Here is a 15,061-nt window from a genome sequence, read left to right on the forward strand (position 1 = left end):
TCAGGCCTGTTTTTCCACCACGGGTTCGACATCGGGCCGCACCGGTTCAACGTCAGGGCGGACAGGTTCGGCCTCCATCTCGATGACCTCGGGTTCGGCCGTTTCCTCGACCTCTTCGACTTCGGGTTCCGGCTCGGGTTCGGGTTCCTGCTTGTCTTCAAGCGCGCCGACGATCAGCGGCAGCATGTGAACGCCGGTCGCAGTTGCGATCTCGGGCGTTTGCGGGGTTTGCCAGCTGAGCGTGTCAAAGCTGCCGCAGTTCTGACAGACAGGGGCCCATTCGGGCTGAATGTCGTGGCAGTTGTCGCAAACCCATTGCGGACCGCGCGGCGCGTTCAGCGCCTTGGCCAGCCAGCCTTGTACAACAGCGTCCGAGGACCCTTCGCCGCGTTCTATCGCGGCCATCAGGGTATAGGCCCGCGCATCGGCCTGTTTTTCCACCACATCGCCCAGCGCGCGGCGGGCTTCAGGGAAGTCCTCGGCGACGATGTTCAACTCAGCCAGGATCAGGCGGGTCTCCAGATCCTCGGGGTGGATACGGGTCAGGGCGACAAAGCGGGTAATCCGCGCCGCAGGGGTTTCATCCGGTGCAATCTCGGCAAAAGCATGGGCCAGATCAGGATGCGGCTGCACCTCCCAAGCCTTTTTCAGGATCTTGGTCGCAGCACGCGGCTTGCCTTTTTCAATATAGGCACGCGCGGCCATCGCGGCGGCAGGCACCAGATCAGGCGACAGGCGGTTGGCCTCGATCGCGTGTTCCTGTTGTTCGACCGTGGCGCTATCATCCAGAATGTCCTTGGCTTCGGACAGGGCCAGAACCGCGTCACGGCGCTTGAACACGTCGCGCGGTAGTTGGCCCGCCTTCAACTTGGCCGTCAGAGTTGATCGCGCACCAGCCCAGTCCTGCGATTTGGTCTGCAGACCCAACAGAATGTCTTGCGTCTCGGCATGGCGCGGTTTGATCGCCAACGCCTTTTCAGCAAGCTTTCGGGCTGTGTCATCATCACCCTCGGCCAGTTTCTGCTTCATGATGCCGCGCACACCGACAAAGCGGGTGGCGTTATTGGTGACTAGTTTCTTGTAGGTCTCTGACGCCTTTTTCGTATCGCCATTCATCTCGGCAGCCTGTGCCACCAGTAGATTGGTCAGTTCCGGCTTGTTCAGCAGTTTCTCGGCCTTGGCGGCCTTGTTCATCGCCACGCGCCCCTCACCCGAGGCCAACGCCATCAACCCATCCGCCAGCGCCTGATAACCGCGCTTTTCGCGGCTGCGGTCGAAATAGCGCGACAGGGCAGTTTCGTCGCCATTGAGGAAATGCAGTGTCGCGATCAGCAGGGTCAACAGCTTGAAGATCACCCAGATGGCCACCACAAGCACGCCCAGCGCGATCACCGATTGCAATGGCCCCAATGTAAATTCGGTGCCCGCAACGGTGATTTGCACGCCACCACTGGTTTCCATCAGGAACATGGCGCCCATGGCCAGCAGGCCGATAATCGCTACAAAAACAAGGATCTTTAACAATGACCACAGCATGGCAGGTCCTTCAGTTCGAGTTTACGCTGGATTGCAGCGCATTTGCGGCGTCCACGGCAGCCACACGTGTCTGGGCCGCCTGTTCCCAATCGGCCAATGCGGCCTGTGCCGTGTCGGGCAGAGATTTAAGCTCGCTCAGCGCGGTGGCGATATCCCCTTCGGACAGGGCTGCCTGTGCCCGTGACAGGACCGCGTCCGGGCCGTCACCCTCTTGCGGCGTCACTGATCGCGCGCCGGTCTGCCGTTGCAGAAAGGCGACCAGCCCGGTTGTCTTGTCGGCATCACGTGCATCGGCCAGCGCAGTACGGGCTGCGGGCACAAAGGACTCGCGCAAGGCGGCAAGAGTTGCAACGCCTTCCGTGGACGGTGTTGCCAGGGCCTCTGGCACGTTCACGCCACCTGCCGTCAATTGGTCTACCAGGTCGTTATAAGGCTGGCCCGCCTCCAACTGCCCATGCACCTGAGACAGAACCGCGGCATTGGTCGCGGCCTGTGCCTTGACCGCGGCCTGCGCCTCAAGCGCTTGTGCATCCGAGACCATTTTCTCGACCTCAGCCCGCTGCGCGGTCAACGAGTCCTGCAGTTTCTGCAGTTCGGCCTCAAAGGCGGCCGAGACCTCGGGCGAGGCGCCTTGCGTCAGGGCGCCGCTTTCCAGATCGTTCAGACGGCTGGCCAAGGGGTCAACCTTGCCAGCCAGCCCATCCAGGCTGGTTTTCAACGCCGCCAGATCCGAACTGAGCGGCGTGACCTGATCAGTCAGGGCCGCGATCTTGCTGTCTACGTCCGAACTGCCGGACTGGGATTCGGATAGGGATTTCGTCAGCGCTTCAATCTGGCTGGCCTGGTCGCTCAACTTCGATTCAAGAGCTGTCAGCGCGTCAGACTGGCCCGAATTAAACATGCCCGCGCTGCCAGCGGCAAAGCCAATCGCCGCGGCGATTGCACCACCGATCAGGGCCGGGACAAAGCCGCCTCGCTTTTCTTCTTTGTGCGCCGCAGGCTCAGCGTGGGTCGGTTCCACGGCCATTTCGGCTTCGGCTTCGGCTTCGGCTTCGGCTTCGGCTTCGGCTTCGGCTTCGGCTTCGGCTTCGGCTTCGGCTTCGGCTTCGGCTTCGGCTTCGGCTTCGGCTTCGGAAAAGCCCTCTTCTACCGGCTCGGCCGCGTCAACAGTAGCTTGTTCCTCAGCAATTGTGGATTCGACCGCTTTGTCCGACTTGGGGTCTTCCACTGGCTTTTGATCGGTTTTCTTCTTACGAGCCACCGCAACATTCCCCTTATCGAATCCAAAATCATATGAATAACAGGCCACTCTAAGTTAATCGGTGGTATCGCTACCCTCAACCCGCATCGCATGTTTCACAAGTTTTTTAACCGCTTTCCGCATTTTCTTGGGGGTTGGCGCTTTGGCGACCCTTAGATGCGCATAGTCCAAAAAATAAAGGGGTTCCGCAGTCGCTTCGCTGATTGCGGCCAGCCACAGGGGCGCTGAACCAGCCCAGATATCGGCAAATTGTCGCGCCGTCCGGGGCGAAAATAACGGTGCGATGACCGGCTCTTTGCCATCGGTGGCGGCTGCGGCCTCGGGTGTCAGCGGTAACAGGCGCTGCTGATAGACGGCCTGTTCGCGCACGGTCAGTCCCGACTCGGTCAGGCGGGTGGCGACATTGCCCCGGCTGTGTTCTCCACGCAAATGCAAAAGCGGGCTGTCGGGCCGATGTTTCAGCAGATAGGCCACCAGTTCTTCGGCCGCTGCGCCAACCATCTGCGCGTTCCAACCAGCACTTTGGGCCGTGCTGGTGGTGGCAGGGCCGACGCAAAAGGCGGGCATGTTCCGAGACAAGCCCAAGGATACGGCAGCATTCACCCCATTGGCCGAGGTGAAAATCAGTCCCCGCACACCACTGGTGTCGACATTGATCGGCAAGGGGTTGATTTCGAGTAGCGGGGAATAGATGACCTTGACCCGGGATCTGGTGCGGGCCGGCAGCTGCGCGACAAACCGTTCTGAGGCGGCGCGCGGGCGGGTCATCAACAAATACAACGGTCGGCGCCTTCCGCCTTGGGATTGTTTGCATCCGCGCAGGGTGATACCCCGCTTGGCAGTCATGGTGTAACGGATCAGGCCAATGGTGCAAACACTTACCATCCTCGGGTTGGAAAGCAGCTGTGATGACACGGCCGCCGCCGTCGTGCGCCAAACCGTTGGTGCAGAGGCCGAGGTTCTGTCTTCTATCGTGCATGGCCAGACCGAGTTGCACAGCGCTTTTGGCGGCGTAGTGCCCGAAATTGCCGCCCGCGCGCATGCCGAAAAACTGGATGTCTGCGTGGTGCAGGCGTTACAGTCCGCAGGGCTGACCCTGGCCGATATGGACGCCATCGCGGTCACCGCCGGGCCGGGTCTGATCGGCGGCGTCATGTCGGGCGTCATGTGTGCCAAGGGGCTGAGTGCAGCATCTGGCCTGCCATTGGTCGGGGTGAACCATCTGGCCGGGCATGCCCTGACACCGCGTCTGACGGATGGGATCGCTTTTCCTTATCTGATGCTGTTGGTCTCGGGGGGGCATTGTCAGTACCTGATTGCCCACGGACCGGAAAAATTCACCCGTCTGGGCGGCACCATCGACGATGCCCCCGGCGAAGCGTTCGACAAAACCGCCCGCCTGCTGGGCTTGCCGCAACCCGGCGGCCCCTCGGTCGAGGTCGAAGCCCGGTCGGGCGATCCCAAGCGGTTCCGCTTTCCCCGCCCACTGCTGGACCGGCCAGGATGTGATCTGTCGTTCTCGGGGCTCAAGACCGCGCTGATGCGGATGCGAGACCAGATCGTTGCCGAAAAGGGTGGGTTGACCCGACAGGACCGCGCAGATCTGTGCGCTGGGTTTCAGCAGGCCATTGTCGACACATTGGCCGAAAAAACGCGCCGGGCGATGGATCTGTATTTGGAGGAAAACCCTGCAGAGCCGGTGATCGCGGTTGCAGGTGGCGTAGCAGCAAATTCGGCCATTCGTTCAGCATTAGAGACTGTTTGCATAGAAAAAGGTGCGCGATTCACGGCCCCGCCGCTGAACCTATGCACCGATAACGCCGCCATGATTGCCTATGCAGGGATGGAGCGGTTTCGTACCGGTGCCCGGGATGGATTGGACCTGACCGCCCGGCCCCGCTGGCCGTTGGATCAGACCAGTCCCGCCATGCTGGGCAGCGGCAAGAAAGGAGCCAAGGCATGAGCGTCGCTGTCCTTGGATCTGGGGCATTTGGCACCGCTTTGGCGATTTCGCTGGCCGGGAACGGATCGGTGACGCTGTGGTCGCGCAACACCGGGCAAGCCAACCAAATGCAAGACAGCCGCGAAAACGCTGCGCGCCTACCAAACGTCGCCCTGCCAGACGAAGTATTGGTGACAGCCGATATACAGGACGCCGTGACCTCTGATGTCTTGCTGCTGGCGGTTCCCATGCAGAAACTGCGCGCGGCTCTGACGGAACATGCCGCGGTTCTGGCCGGAAAGACATTGGTTGCCTGCTGCAAGGGGATCGAACTGTCGTCGGGCCTTGGTCCAATCTCGGTGATCCGCCAGACCATCCCGGATGCGCACCGGGCCCTGCTGACCGGGCCCAGCTTTGCCGACGACATCGCACGCGGGCTGCCCACGGCACTGACGCTGGCCTGCGCGGATGGTGATCTGAGCGAAACGCTGCAGACCGATCTGACCACTGCGAACCTGCGCCTTTATCGCACCACCGACGTGATCGGCGCGGAACTGGGTGGAGCATTGAAAAACGTCATGGCCATCGGCTGCGGCGCTGCCATTGGGGCCGGGCTGGGCGACAGTGCCCGCGCTGCCCTGATGACCCGTGGCTTTGCCGAGATGCAGCGGTTCGCTTTGATGCGCGGTGCGCGTCCCGATACCTTGATGGGCCTGTCTGGATTGGGCGATCTGGTGCTGACCTGCTCATCCGAATTGTCCCGAAATTATCGTTTTGGCCTGTGTTTGGGTCAAAATCGCCCTTTCGACAGCCAAACAACGGTCGAAGGCGTCGCAACCGCGCGCGCCATGGCGGACATTGCCACGGCTGAGGGGCTGGACATGCCCATCAGCGCCACGGTGGCCGACCTGAGCCACGGTACCTATAGTGTGCCCCAAGCCATTCAAACCCTGCTTAACCGACCCCTCAAGGAGGAATAATATGCTCATTGCCCTGATCGCCAAGGACAAGGACGGTGCCCTGCAAACCCGGCTGGACAATCGCGCCAACCACCTGGCCTATATCGAGGAAACTGGCGTTGTTGCACAGGCAGGCCCCCTGCTGGACGGCGACGCGATGATCGGCTCGTTGATCATTCTTGAGGTCGAGGACATGGCTGCTGCGCAAACATGGGCAGACAACGATCCCTATGCCAAAGCAGGGCTGTTTCAATCCGTTGATCTGATCGTATGGAAGAAGGTCGTCGGCTGATGGCATATTGGCTGTTCAAATCCGAACCCTCAACCTGGAGCTGGGACCAGCAGGTTGCCAAAGGGGATGCGGGCGAAGAGTGGGACGGCGTGCGCAATTATCAGGCGCGCAATTTCATGCGTCAGATGGCAATCGGTGACCGCGGGTTTTTCTACCACTCGCAAAAGGACAAGGCGATTGTCGGCATTGTCGAGGTCTGCGCCGAGGCCCACCCCGACAGCACCACAGATGATGAACGCTGGGAATGTGTGGATATCAAGGCTGTACGCCCGTTCACCACAGCTGTCACTTTGGGGCAGATCAAGGCAGATGAACGTCTGGACGAGATGGTGCTGGTGAAAAACTCGCGCCTGTCCGTTCAACCTGTGACTGATGAGGAATGGGCAACCATCTGTGCGCTGGGGGCCACCCAACCGGATTGACGGAATCAACGTCTAAGGGTGCAAACCTTCTCAAACCACCAATAAAATGGTATATTTTTAGGGCTGCACCATGTGGGGGCAATGGCGGCCGCAGTTTCAGTGGTCGTCTGTCTTTTGGTGATGCTCGATCTTTGGTTGATCAATTCGAAAGCAAGAACCCATGTCTGACGTTGAAGGCAGCGGTGGGAAGAACGAAGACATTGCTGCTGAGCTGAGTTCAAAATGCTGGGAAGCGCGCCTTGAGATTGCGCGAAAACAGCGCGCCGCTGCGCTGGCCGATGCGCAGCAATCAGGTCACCCGGAAACGTCACTGGAAATCGAGATTGAAACGCCGCAGGAAGACAGCCCCGCGGACCCCGGTGAATTCAAATTTGAGCAGGTTGTGTTCAAAAGTTCTCAGTCGAAACACCCAATGCAACCGCCCCGAAAACAGCGCGTCAATCGCATGTATCCGATCGTTTTTGGTGCAATGCTCTGTGGCGCTGCCCTGCATTGGGCCGCAACAAGTGTTTTCGCAGGATGGCGAAACCCCGACGCGGTGGTTCAAACCAGCTTATCTATTGATACAACAGCAGAAATCGACGCAAACGTAAATCCGACGGCGGGTGATCCAAATGACGGTGATACGACCCTGTCAAGCTTGGGATCAGACGCCGCAAAACCGGTTTCGCGGTTTGCCAAAGTGTCGCACAAGACCTCCACTGCAACTACGGAGCCAGAGTCAGTAGGGGGCAACTCACATTTTCCAATGGACTATGCGCCTGCCTGGGGTGAGACTCTATTGGCACCAGTGATACAAGGCTCTTACGAACCGGTGGCTCCGCTAACAACCGTACCTGACCTCGTGATCGCCCGAGCCACCGCACCGAGATCGGTTCTCGTGATCCCCGAAAAACATGACAGCCTGCCTAATCATGACCAGCCGGCTGAAACAGGGGTATCTCTTTTTGTACCCGTTGGCGTGTCGAACGAAACCAGCATCGCCGTGCTTGAGGTTTTGACCTCGGACCAGACTGACGTGATTGCAACGGCGCGGGTAAATTATGCCGTGAAGGCGACTCAGGTCCGATTCTATCACCCCAAGGACGCGCAAATTGCGGAACTGACAGCAAGTTTGCTTGGCGGTATCTCTCGGGACTTTACGAAGTCCGGTCCAAAAACGCGACCGGGTCATATTGAGGTTTATTTGGCCGGTAAGGGGGGTGGAAGAAAACGCCAACCAAATCGAGGGCCAGATTCAGTGGAACGGTTTGTTGCCCGAATTATTGAAGAGTTCCAATAAAAATGCGGGAAGGTTCCGACGATGCAGAACCTTCCCTACCCCCGCGTGCTCCCTACTCACCACACGCGTCTGGAAATCTTTGGCTCTGACCGTACTGGTCTCTCTTAGATATTAGTCGAGTTCTGGTGGTCAGCACAAACACCAAGTGCTTAAAATTGAAAACGCCCGCCAGTGGCCTGACGGGCATCAAGGGATCAGCCGTAGACCGACTCTTTGCCGAAATGCTTGGTCAGCATGTAATAGACAACGGCGCGGTATTTGTTACGCTCAGACATGCCATAGGTTTCAAGCGCAGTGTTGATTGCGCCCGTCAACTCTGGCCCGTCTGACAGGCCCAGCTTCTTGATCAGAAAGTTGTTCTTGACCGTCTCGATCTCACCTTCTTGCGTGGCAGCCACGGTCGACGCGTCGGCGTCATAGATCGCCGGACCACATCCGATTGTGACCTTGGTCAGCAGGTCCATATCAGGGTCCATTCCGCATTTGTTTTTCAGATCATCTGCGTATTTTGCGATCAGCTCGTCGCGTTTTCCCATGTCCCAATCTCCCTAAGTTACAATGAAACGGCACCCTTACCGTCTTCATTAAGGTTAGCCGCGACAGATATTTTTCCGAAAGGAAAAAATTAAGGGATTTCTCCCCCTAATGCCGATAAGGGCGCAAAGCGGCCCGGCTGGCCTAGCGGCAAAAGCCCCAACCCGGACCCTGCAGGTGGAAATGGTCGGCGTGCAAGCGATTGTAATCTGGCCCCAAAACAACCCGGAACCAGTCACAAGCACCACGTCCAATCCGATGCAAAAACGCGGCCTCGGGTCCGGGCGTGTCCCAATCTGTCAGCAGGGTCAGGGATCGGCCATCCCCCAGTTGCAGGCCGATTATATCAATCGCGTCCGCGGTGGCGTGGCTGCTCCAGCCGCTGTCCTGCCCCTGCGCAGTGCGCACCCGGCGGCAATTGTAGCTGCCCACGTGGCGTAAGGCGCGCACGTTGGTGCCCAGGACCTCGCGCGCGGCGGGCTGCACCACGTGATGTTCCCATAAGGCCAGCCGCAATGTTGTGGTGCAGCTGGTTTCGACCGCTTCGATCCGTGCGGTGGTCAGACCAGACAAAAGGACCCGACCGGCAATGCCACAGTTCCGATCCACCACCAGCTCGTCCATCGGCTCAAAAACCACTCCGGCTGCGGACAGGGCGGCCCGGCACTGTGCCTCATCCCCCAATGCGCGGCGCAGCTGATACGCGGTAACCGGTGTGACCGGCGCTGTGACAGTCAAATCCCGCAGGGGGTTCCAATGTGGCGGCACCGGAGTTTGCGGATGCGACAACACCCACCACCCGCCGCCGCCCACGACGATCAGCAAGGCAACGAGTGTAAAAAACAAAGACGCCGCCAGATACAAAATCCGGCGGCGTCCTGTGCGTTTGGTCATACCCGTTCCGAAATCAATAGCGGTAATGCTCGGGCTTATAGGGGCCTTCGGGTTTCACGCCGATATAGGCCGCCTGTTCGTTGTCCATCTTGGTCAGTTTCACACCGATACGGTCCAGATGCAGACGGGCGACTTTCTCATCCAGATGTTTGGGCAGGATGTAGACGTCGTTTTCATACTGATCACCCTTGGTGAACAGCTCGATCTGCGCCAGAACCTGGTTGGTGAACGACGCCGACATTACGAATGAAGGATGCCCGGTGGCGTTGCCGAGGTTCAGCAGGCGACCTTCGGACAGCAAAATGATGCGGTTGCCCGAGGGCAGCTCGATCATATCCACCTGTTCCTTGATGTTGGTCCATTTGTGGTTCTTCAGGCTGGCCACCTGAATTTCATTGTCGAAGTGACCGATGTTGCCAACGATAGCCATGTCCTTCATCTCGCGCATATGCTCGATGCGGATCACGTCCTTGTTGCCGGTGGTGGTGATGAAGATATCAGCGCTGGCGACTTCGTCTTCCAGCAGGGTGACCTCGAACCCGTCCATTGCGGCCTGCAGGGCGCAGATCGGGTCAACCTCGGTCACTTTTACACGGGCACCCGCACCGCGCAGCGACGCGGCCGAGCCTTTGCCCACGTCACCATAACCACAAACGACAGCAACTTTACCGGCCATCATCGTGTCGGTGGCACGACGGATGCCGTCGACCAGCGATTCCTTACAACCGTATTTGTTGTCGAATTTCGACTTGGTGACACTGTCGTTCACGTTGATCGCCGGGAACGGCAGGTGGCCGTCCTTCACCAGCTGATACAGGCGGTTCACACCGGTGGTGGTTTCCTCGGACACGCCCTGGATCTGATCACGCATCTTGGTGAACCAGCCAGGGCTTGCCGCCATTCGCTTGGCGATCTGGGCCTTAATGACTTCTTCCTCTTCCGAGCCCGGAACGGGGATGATGTCTTCGCCGGCTTCGGCACGTGCGCCCAGCAGGATATACAGCGTTGCGTCGCCGCCATCATCCAGAATCATGTTCGGGCCGTCTTCGAACAAGAAGGATTTGTCCAAATAATCCCAATGCTCTTCCAGCGTCTGACCTTTGATCGCAAAGACCGGAATACCAGCCTCGGCAATGGCCGCCGCCGCGTGATCCTGGGTTGAGAAGATGTTGCACGACGCCCAGCGCACATCCGCGCCCAACGCCACCAATGTTTCGATCAGAACAGCCGTCTGGATGGTCATGTGCAGCGAACCGACGATCCGCGCACCTTTAAGGGGTTTTGCGTCACCGTATTCCGCGCGCAGGGCCATCAGGCCCGGCATCTCGGTTTCGGCGATGTCCAGCTCTTTGCGGCCAAACCCGGCCAGCGCAATGTCTTTGACGATATAGTCCCCGGCCATCATATACTCCATTCCGGTAAGCAGGTCCGGGCTGCCCCCTAGCATCCCTTGGGGCAGGTAGCAACGCAGATGGCCGAAAACAGATTATTTGGCAGCAAAAATCAGCTGGGCTCACCCTTTAGTGTAATCTTCGGGATCGCTTCAAAAAAATCGGTGCCAACGGCGACAATACAACTAATGCCGTTCGCTTGGGTCACCAGAACCGTGTAGCTTCCGGTTTCCTTCGAGGTCCAAACCTCCATAACCGCCTGCGCACCACGCGTTTTCTGCAATCCACCAAAGACCAGCTCTTCTGAATAGCTGTCTTGCAGCTTGGCGATCACATGCTCGCGTTGCGCACAACCTTGGGCAAATGCAGGGGGGGCAGTGGCGGCCATTCCAAAGGCCAGGGTAATTCCAAACAGTCGCTTAAACATAGTAGCTCCTTCCGATACGAGTTACGTTCCGAGAGGGGCACACCAGGAGGAGCATGCACCCCCCTCAGCACAGATGTCGGTATCACCACGCGCCAATTCAAAGCACGTCTGGTCAAGAAAAAGTTGGCAGCTGGTGATCTCGACAGGTACATCATAACACAAAAACGCAAATCTTACGTGAGCCACTTCACAGGGCATGGCATAATGGCAACACAAGCACGAGCATGGCAAAGAATGCTGTCGGGGCGCAGGCTGGATCTGCTGGATCCGACCCCCGTGGACATCGAAATCGAAGATATCGCCCACGGATTGGCCTTTGTGGCCCGTTGGAACGGCCAAACTGCAGGTGATTTCGCCTATTCCGTGGCCGAACATTCGCTGCTGGTCGAAGAGCTTTTTGGCCGAATTGCCCCCAAAGCGCAGGTGAAATGGCGCCTCGCGGCTTTGTTACACGATGCGCCGGAATATGTGATCGGAGATATGATCTCGCCGGTCAAATCCGCCGTCGGCCCCGATTACGGCGCTTTGGATGATCGGCTGGCGGCGGCGATCCACATCCGGTTCGGTCTGCCCGCTGCGGTGCCGAAAACGGTGAAACGGCAGATCAAAAAGGCCGATAAGATCAGCGCGTGGATGGAGGCCACCCAAATCGCGGGGTTTTCCGAGGCTGAGGCCAGCAAGTTCTTTGGTCGGCCGGATAAGGCAGTGATGGAGGGGTTAGAGATCACATTGCGCCCGCCGGTTGAAGTGCGGCGAGCGTATTTGACGCGGCATGAAGATTTATTGTCAAAGCTCTAATTGGAAGCTTTTGAACTTTAAGTTGACTTCCTTTCGCAAATAACAACTTTCCAGGCTATGAATCAGCACTATTCGTCAACGCGTGAAGGAATAAAAACAACTAAAAGTGATTTTGAAATGCAGCCCAAAGGAACTGAACCACACTTCGTCTTGCCTCTTGAAGTCTATGAAAAATATCGAGAGCTTATCGACGAAGTTACCAATGGCGAATTTAACCCACATGCTATGTACAACGTCGCATTCCTGTACACCGATCCAGAAATGGCGCAACAAGCACGAACCGTTATGTACGGGACAGAAATCGACGGCTTATTTGTAGCTTATTCAAATTTCTTAGACAAAATTGCTCAGGAACCAAGCGAAGAAGAACGCGCGAAGATGTTCCGAGGGGCTCACTCATATTTTAGATCTGCCTTATGTATTGGTGATACCGACGGGACGAGAGACCCCTGCGCCAGCAAAAATCCGAATCCCGAAAGCAACGTAAAGCTCACAAAAACCACAAAGAAAAAATGGTGGAATATCTTTGGGTCCGCATAGCTTTGATGCTGCGCGGCCCTTGGTGAAGCGCTACCGAGGACTGCGTTTCGCCAAAATCCGCTGCAGCGTCCGGCGGTGCATGTTCAAGCGGCGGGCGGTCTCGGAAACGTTGCGGTCACACAGTTCATACACCCGCTGAATATGTTCCCAGCGCACGCGGTCCGCGCTCATGGGGTTTTCCGGCGGTGGCGGCAGTTCGTCACCTTTGGCCAGCAGCGCATTGGTGATGTCGGTGGCATCGGCGGGTTTTGACAGGTAGTCGGTCGCGCCGATCTTGACGGCGGCCACGGCGGTGGCAATCGCGCCATATCCGGTCAGAACCACAACCCGGCTGTCGGGGCGTTTTTCGCGCAAAACTTCGACCACATCCAGACCGTTGCCATCCTCAAGCCGCAGGTCGACAACGGCATATGCAGGGGGGCGGGCTGTAGAAATGGCGCGGCCTGCGGCGACGGAACCTGCGGTCTCAACTTCGAACCCGCGCTTCTCCATGGCTTTGGCCAGACGTCTCAGAAACGGCTCATCATCATCCACCAAAAGCAGGGATTTATCGGGGCCGATATCCAGGTCAGAGCTGTCCGCCATATTCTGTTCTTTCCGTAATTTTACGTCTTTGGCTTAAACATGAGTAATAGCAGCGCCATTTCAAAGGTCAAATCGACTGTGCGCCCTATATCTGATCCAGGAAGCACCCGACCTTGTCGGCCATCTGCTCCGCCGTGTCGTCGCGGTTGAAGAATTCCAGGAATCCATGCTCGGGCGTCATCAGGTAAGTAAAGGTGGAATGGTCGACCAGATAGAATTCGTCGCTTTTGTCATGAGCCTTGTAATAGGTCTTGTAGGTTTGGCTGGCAGCCTTGACCTGCTCGGGCGTGCCGGTCAACGCGATAGTCTTGCCGCCCAGGTTGAACGCGTAATCAGCCATCACTTCGGGCGTGTCGCGATCCGGATCGATCGAGATGAACAGCGGCGTCACAGACTGGCCACGCTCGGCCAGAATATCCACGGCCTCGGCATTGCGCGACATATCGAAGGGGCAGACATCGGGGCAGAAGGTATAGCCGAAATAAACTAGTGTCGGCTCGGTGATCACATCTGTGTCGGTAACGGTCTCACCCTTGCCGTTGATCAGCTCGAACGGGCCGCCAATCGCGGCTGAGCCACCGGCGATCTGGCCAGAACGGCATTGCGCGAACTGATCGTCCGACCGGCCCCCCAGCGTCAGCAGCCACATGGCGCCCAGGCCAACGGCCAAAACAACGGTTGCGAGGATGGCATAAAGGCGGGTCATGACATCAATCCTGAAATGAGAGGGGTTGTTGATCGTTTTCGCCGGGACACCTATCAAGATGAACAGCCGATGCAACAGGACATAATAGACCGATGGCAAATTCCAACATCACTTCGTGGACCGGTCAGGAAGGCAGCAGTTGGATTCGGCTACGCACGCTGATCCTGTTGCGCTGGGTGGCCATCATTGGCCAGTTCACGGCCATAACCGTGGCGCAGCGGTATTATCACGTGCAGCTGGAACTGGCCCTGTGTTATCTGGCCATTGGAGTTTCGGTCATGGGCAACATGACGGCCATTCTTCTATTCCCGCAAAACAAGCGCCTGACCGAGTTCGAGAACTTCTTGATGGTTCTGTTCGATCTGCTGCAACTAGCCATTCTGCTGTATCTGACCGGTGGTCTGAACAACCCGTTTGCGTTGCTGCTGCTGGGGCCGGTGACCATTTCGGCCAACGTGATGAGTACGCGTTCAACCCTAATCGTGGGGGGGGTTGCGATTGTTGTGGCATCCTTGCTGGCTGAGTTTCATCTGCCGCTGCGCACGGATCAGGGCGAGGCTTTGCTGATCCCCGACATGTTGTTATTCGGAAACTGGGCCGCGATCGTGATCGCAATCGTGTTCATTGGCGCCTACTCACACCGCGTCAGTTCCGAGGTCCGATCCATGTCCGAAGCGCTTGCAGCCACCCACATGGCCCTGGCGCGCGAACAGAAGCTGACCGATCTGGGCGGTGTGGTCGCCGCCGCCGCGCATGAGCTGGGAACGCCATTGGCCACGATCAAGCTGACCAGTTCCGAGCTGATTGAAGAGCTGGATGACCGCCCCGACCTGAAAGACGACGCCGCGCTGATCCGCGAACAGGCCAATCGTTGCCGCGATATCCTGCGCGATATGGGCCGCGCCGGCAAAGATGATCTGCATCTGCGGCAGGCTCCTCTGTCCACCGTGGTGCATGAAGCCGCCGAACCGCATATTCATCGCGGCAAGACGGTGCATTTTGACGAAGGGCCTGCCGGGGACGGTGATGTGCAGCAACCCTCGATCCTGCGCAAGCCCGAGATCATTCACGGATTGCGCAACCTGATCCAGAATGCGGTGGATTTCGCCCGCGCCAATGTCTGGGTCGAGGCCGAATGGACCACCGATCAGATCACCATCAACATCATGGATGACGGGCGCGGGTACCCTTCGCAGATGATTGGCCGTATCGGTGATCCCTTCATGCGCCGCCGCCGAGCCGAATCCGATCAGCGGACCCGCCCGGGGTATGAAGGCATGGGGCTGGGGTTGTTCATTGCCAAAACCCTGCTGGAACGCAGCGGGGCAGAGCTTCAATTCGCCAACGGTTCAGATCCCTATCAGAACCTGAGCGACAAAAAAGACCGGCGGGGCGCAATCGTACAGGTTTCCTGGCCGCGAAATCTGATCGACGCGCAAACCGGCGACACGCCTGTCCCGTCGGGTGCGAACCAGCGTATCCAGGTCTGAGT

At 58.2% G+C, this 15,061-nt stretch carries 17 protein-coding genes; 8 read left to right on the forward strand and 9 right to left on the reverse strand.

The window, feature by feature from the left end:
* Genes ACR0DL_RS08250 through ACR0DL_RS08260 form a run of 3 tightly spaced genes read right to left on the reverse strand, consistent with a single transcriptional unit; the run spans position 1 to position 3,565 of the window.
* Entirely contained in the window at positions 1-1,536 is a 1,536-nt protein-coding gene (locus ACR0DL_RS08250; RefSeq protein WP_480688543.1) for a heme biosynthesis HemY N-terminal domain-containing protein, read from the reverse strand.
* A gap of 10 nt (positions 1,537-1,546) precedes the next feature.
* Positions 1,547-2,797, reverse strand: a complete 1,251-nt coding sequence (locus ACR0DL_RS08255) for a COG4223 family protein (protein WP_480688545.1) — start codon at positions 2,795-2,797, stop codon at positions 1,547-1,549.
* Between the two features lie 54 nt (positions 2,798-2,851).
* Positions 2,852-3,565 carry a uroporphyrinogen-III synthase gene (locus ACR0DL_RS08260; protein ID WP_170396910.1) on the reverse strand — a complete coding sequence of 238 codons (714 nt, stop codon included), beginning with the start codon at positions 3,563-3,565 and terminating at the stop codon, positions 2,852-2,854.
* A gap of 97 nt (positions 3,566-3,662) precedes the next feature.
* Here ACR0DL_RS08260 and tsaD point away from each other — a divergent pair, with 97 nt between their 5' ends.
* From tsaD to ACR0DL_RS08285, 5 genes are all read left to right on the forward strand, one after another.
* Complete coding sequence (tsaD, locus tag ACR0DL_RS08265; protein ID WP_480688547.1) at positions 3,663-4,760, forward strand: tRNA (adenosine(37)-N6)-threonylcarbamoyltransferase complex transferase subunit TsaD; 1,098 nt, start codon at positions 3,663-3,665, stop codon at positions 4,758-4,760.
* The gene (locus ACR0DL_RS08270) at positions 4,757-5,719 is read left to right on the forward strand and encodes an NAD(P)H-dependent glycerol-3-phosphate dehydrogenase (RefSeq protein ID WP_480688549.1); all 963 of its coding nucleotides are present in this window, start codon (positions 4,757-4,759) and stop codon (positions 5,717-5,719) included. Before tsaD ends, ACR0DL_RS08270 begins: the two co-directional genes overlap by 4 nt.
* A gap of 1 nt (position 5,720) precedes the next feature.
* Entirely contained in the window at positions 5,721-5,990 is a 270-nt protein-coding gene (locus ACR0DL_RS08275) for a YciI family protein (protein ID WP_170349518.1), read from the forward strand.
* A complete protein-coding gene (locus ACR0DL_RS08280) occupies positions 5,990-6,412 on the forward strand; it encodes an EVE domain-containing protein (RefSeq protein ID WP_480688551.1) in 423 nt (140 codons plus the stop codon). Before ACR0DL_RS08275 ends, ACR0DL_RS08280 begins: the two co-directional genes overlap by 1 nt.
* A gap of 160 nt (positions 6,413-6,572) precedes the next feature.
* The gene (locus tag ACR0DL_RS08285) at positions 6,573-7,694 is read left to right on the forward strand and encodes a hypothetical protein (protein ID WP_480688553.1); all 1,122 of its coding nucleotides are present in this window, start codon (positions 6,573-6,575) and stop codon (positions 7,692-7,694) included.
* A 194-nt stretch (positions 7,695-7,888) separates the two neighbouring features.
* On the opposite strand, the gene ACR0DL_RS08290 is transcribed toward ACR0DL_RS08285, so the two are convergent.
* The 4 genes from ACR0DL_RS08290 to ACR0DL_RS08305 all read right to left on the reverse strand — a co-directional run bounded on the left by ACR0DL_RS08290 (position 7,889) and on the right by ACR0DL_RS08305 (position 10,940).
* The gene (locus ACR0DL_RS08290; RefSeq protein ID WP_170349521.1) at positions 7,889-8,230 is read right to left on the reverse strand and encodes a DUF2853 family protein; all 342 of its coding nucleotides are present in this window, start codon (positions 8,228-8,230) and stop codon (positions 7,889-7,891) included.
* A gap of 142 nt (positions 8,231-8,372) precedes the next feature.
* On the reverse strand, positions 8,373-9,122 hold the full coding sequence (locus tag ACR0DL_RS08295; protein WP_480688554.1) for an extensin-like domain-containing protein: 750 nt from the start codon (positions 9,120-9,122) through the stop codon (positions 8,373-8,375).
* Positions 9,123-9,135: 13 nt separating this feature from the next.
* Entirely contained in the window at positions 9,136-10,524 is a 1,389-nt protein-coding gene (gene ahcY, locus ACR0DL_RS08300; protein ID WP_170396897.1) for an adenosylhomocysteinase, read from the reverse strand.
* 101 nt (positions 10,525-10,625) lie between these two features.
* Positions 10,626-10,940, reverse strand: coding sequence for a hypothetical protein (locus tag ACR0DL_RS08305; RefSeq protein ID WP_170349524.1), 315 nt, complete (start codon positions 10,938-10,940; stop codon positions 10,626-10,628).
* 204 nt (positions 10,941-11,144) lie between these two features.
* Between ACR0DL_RS08305 and ACR0DL_RS08310 the strand changes: the two genes are divergently transcribed.
* Both ACR0DL_RS08310 and ACR0DL_RS08315 read left to right on the forward strand, forming a co-directional pair.
* Positions 11,145-11,738 (forward strand): HD domain-containing protein, encoded by a 594-nt coding sequence (locus tag ACR0DL_RS08310; RefSeq protein ID WP_480688556.1) that lies wholly within the window; start codon positions 11,145-11,147, stop codon positions 11,736-11,738.
* A gap of 57 nt (positions 11,739-11,795) precedes the next feature.
* Positions 11,796-12,278, forward strand: coding sequence for a hypothetical protein (locus ACR0DL_RS08315; RefSeq protein WP_480688558.1), 483 nt, complete (start codon positions 11,796-11,798; stop codon positions 12,276-12,278).
* Between the two features lie 30 nt (positions 12,279-12,308).
* Here the strand turns inward: ACR0DL_RS08315 and ACR0DL_RS08320 are convergent, their stop codons facing one another.
* On the reverse strand, positions 12,309-12,863 hold the full coding sequence (locus ACR0DL_RS08320) for an ActR/PrrA/RegA family redox response regulator transcription factor (RefSeq protein WP_142637470.1): 555 nt from the start codon (positions 12,861-12,863) through the stop codon (positions 12,309-12,311).
* Between the two features lie 85 nt (positions 12,864-12,948).
* Entirely contained in the window at positions 12,949-13,569 is a 621-nt protein-coding gene (locus ACR0DL_RS08325) for an SCO family protein (protein ID WP_480688560.1), read from the reverse strand.
* Between the two features lie 92 nt (positions 13,570-13,661).
* On the opposite strand from ACR0DL_RS08325, the gene regB reads away from it, so the two are divergent.
* Positions 13,662-15,059: a sensor histidine kinase RegB gene (gene regB / locus ACR0DL_RS08330; RefSeq protein WP_480688562.1), complete on the forward strand. Its 1,398-nt coding sequence runs from the start codon at positions 13,662-13,664 to the stop codon at positions 15,057-15,059.
* Positions 15,060-15,061: the final 2 nt, after the last annotated feature.

Source organism: Ruegeria sp. BB5 (genome assembly GCF_056539405.1).

Coding starts and splice junctions, on each gene's coding strand:
- ahcY (WP_170396897.1), bottom strand. CDS start 10,524: ATGGCCGGGGACTATATCGTCAAAGACATTGCGCTGGCCGGGTTTGGC.
- ACR0DL_RS08275 (WP_170349518.1), top strand. CDS start 5,721: ATGCTCATTGCCCTGATCGCCAAGGACAAGGACGGTGCCCTGCAAACC.
- ACR0DL_RS08325 (WP_480688560.1), bottom strand. CDS start 13,569: ATGACCCGCCTTTATGCCATCCTCGCAACCGTTGTTTTGGCCGTTGGC.
- regB (WP_480688562.1), top strand. CDS start 13,662: ATGGCAAATTCCAACATCACTTCGTGGACCGGTCAGGAAGGCAGCAGT.
- ACR0DL_RS08285 (WP_480688553.1), top strand. CDS start 6,573: ATGTCTGACGTTGAAGGCAGCGGTGGGAAGAACGAAGACATTGCTGCT.
- ACR0DL_RS08260 (WP_170396910.1), bottom strand. CDS start 3,565: ATGACCCGCCCGCGCGCCGCCTCAGAACGGTTTGTCGCGCAGCTGCCG.
- ACR0DL_RS08295 (WP_480688554.1), bottom strand. CDS start 9,122: ATGACCAAACGCACAGGACGCCGCCGGATTTTGTATCTGGCGGCGTCT.
- ACR0DL_RS08270 (WP_480688549.1), top strand. CDS start 4,757: ATGAGCGTCGCTGTCCTTGGATCTGGGGCATTTGGCACCGCTTTGGCG.
- ACR0DL_RS08290 (WP_170349521.1), bottom strand. CDS start 8,230: ATGGGAAAACGCGACGAGCTGATCGCAAAATACGCAGATGATCTGAAA.
- ACR0DL_RS08310 (WP_480688556.1), top strand. CDS start 11,145: ATGGCAACACAAGCACGAGCATGGCAAAGAATGCTGTCGGGGCGCAGG.
- tsaD (WP_480688547.1), top strand. CDS start 3,663: ATGGTGCAAACACTTACCATCCTCGGGTTGGAAAGCAGCTGTGATGAC.
- ACR0DL_RS08280 (WP_480688551.1), top strand. CDS start 5,990: ATGGCATATTGGCTGTTCAAATCCGAACCCTCAACCTGGAGCTGGGAC.
- ACR0DL_RS08320 (WP_142637470.1), bottom strand. CDS start 12,863: ATGGCGGACAGCTCTGACCTGGATATCGGCCCCGATAAATCCCTGCTT.
- ACR0DL_RS08315 (WP_480688558.1), top strand. CDS start 11,796: ATGAATCAGCACTATTCGTCAACGCGTGAAGGAATAAAAACAACTAAA.
- ACR0DL_RS08250 (WP_480688543.1), bottom strand. CDS start 1,536: ATGCTGTGGTCATTGTTAAAGATCCTTGTTTTTGTAGCGATTATCGGC.
- ACR0DL_RS08305 (WP_170349524.1), bottom strand. CDS start 10,940: ATGTTTAAGCGACTGTTTGGAATTACCCTGGCCTTTGGAATGGCCGCC.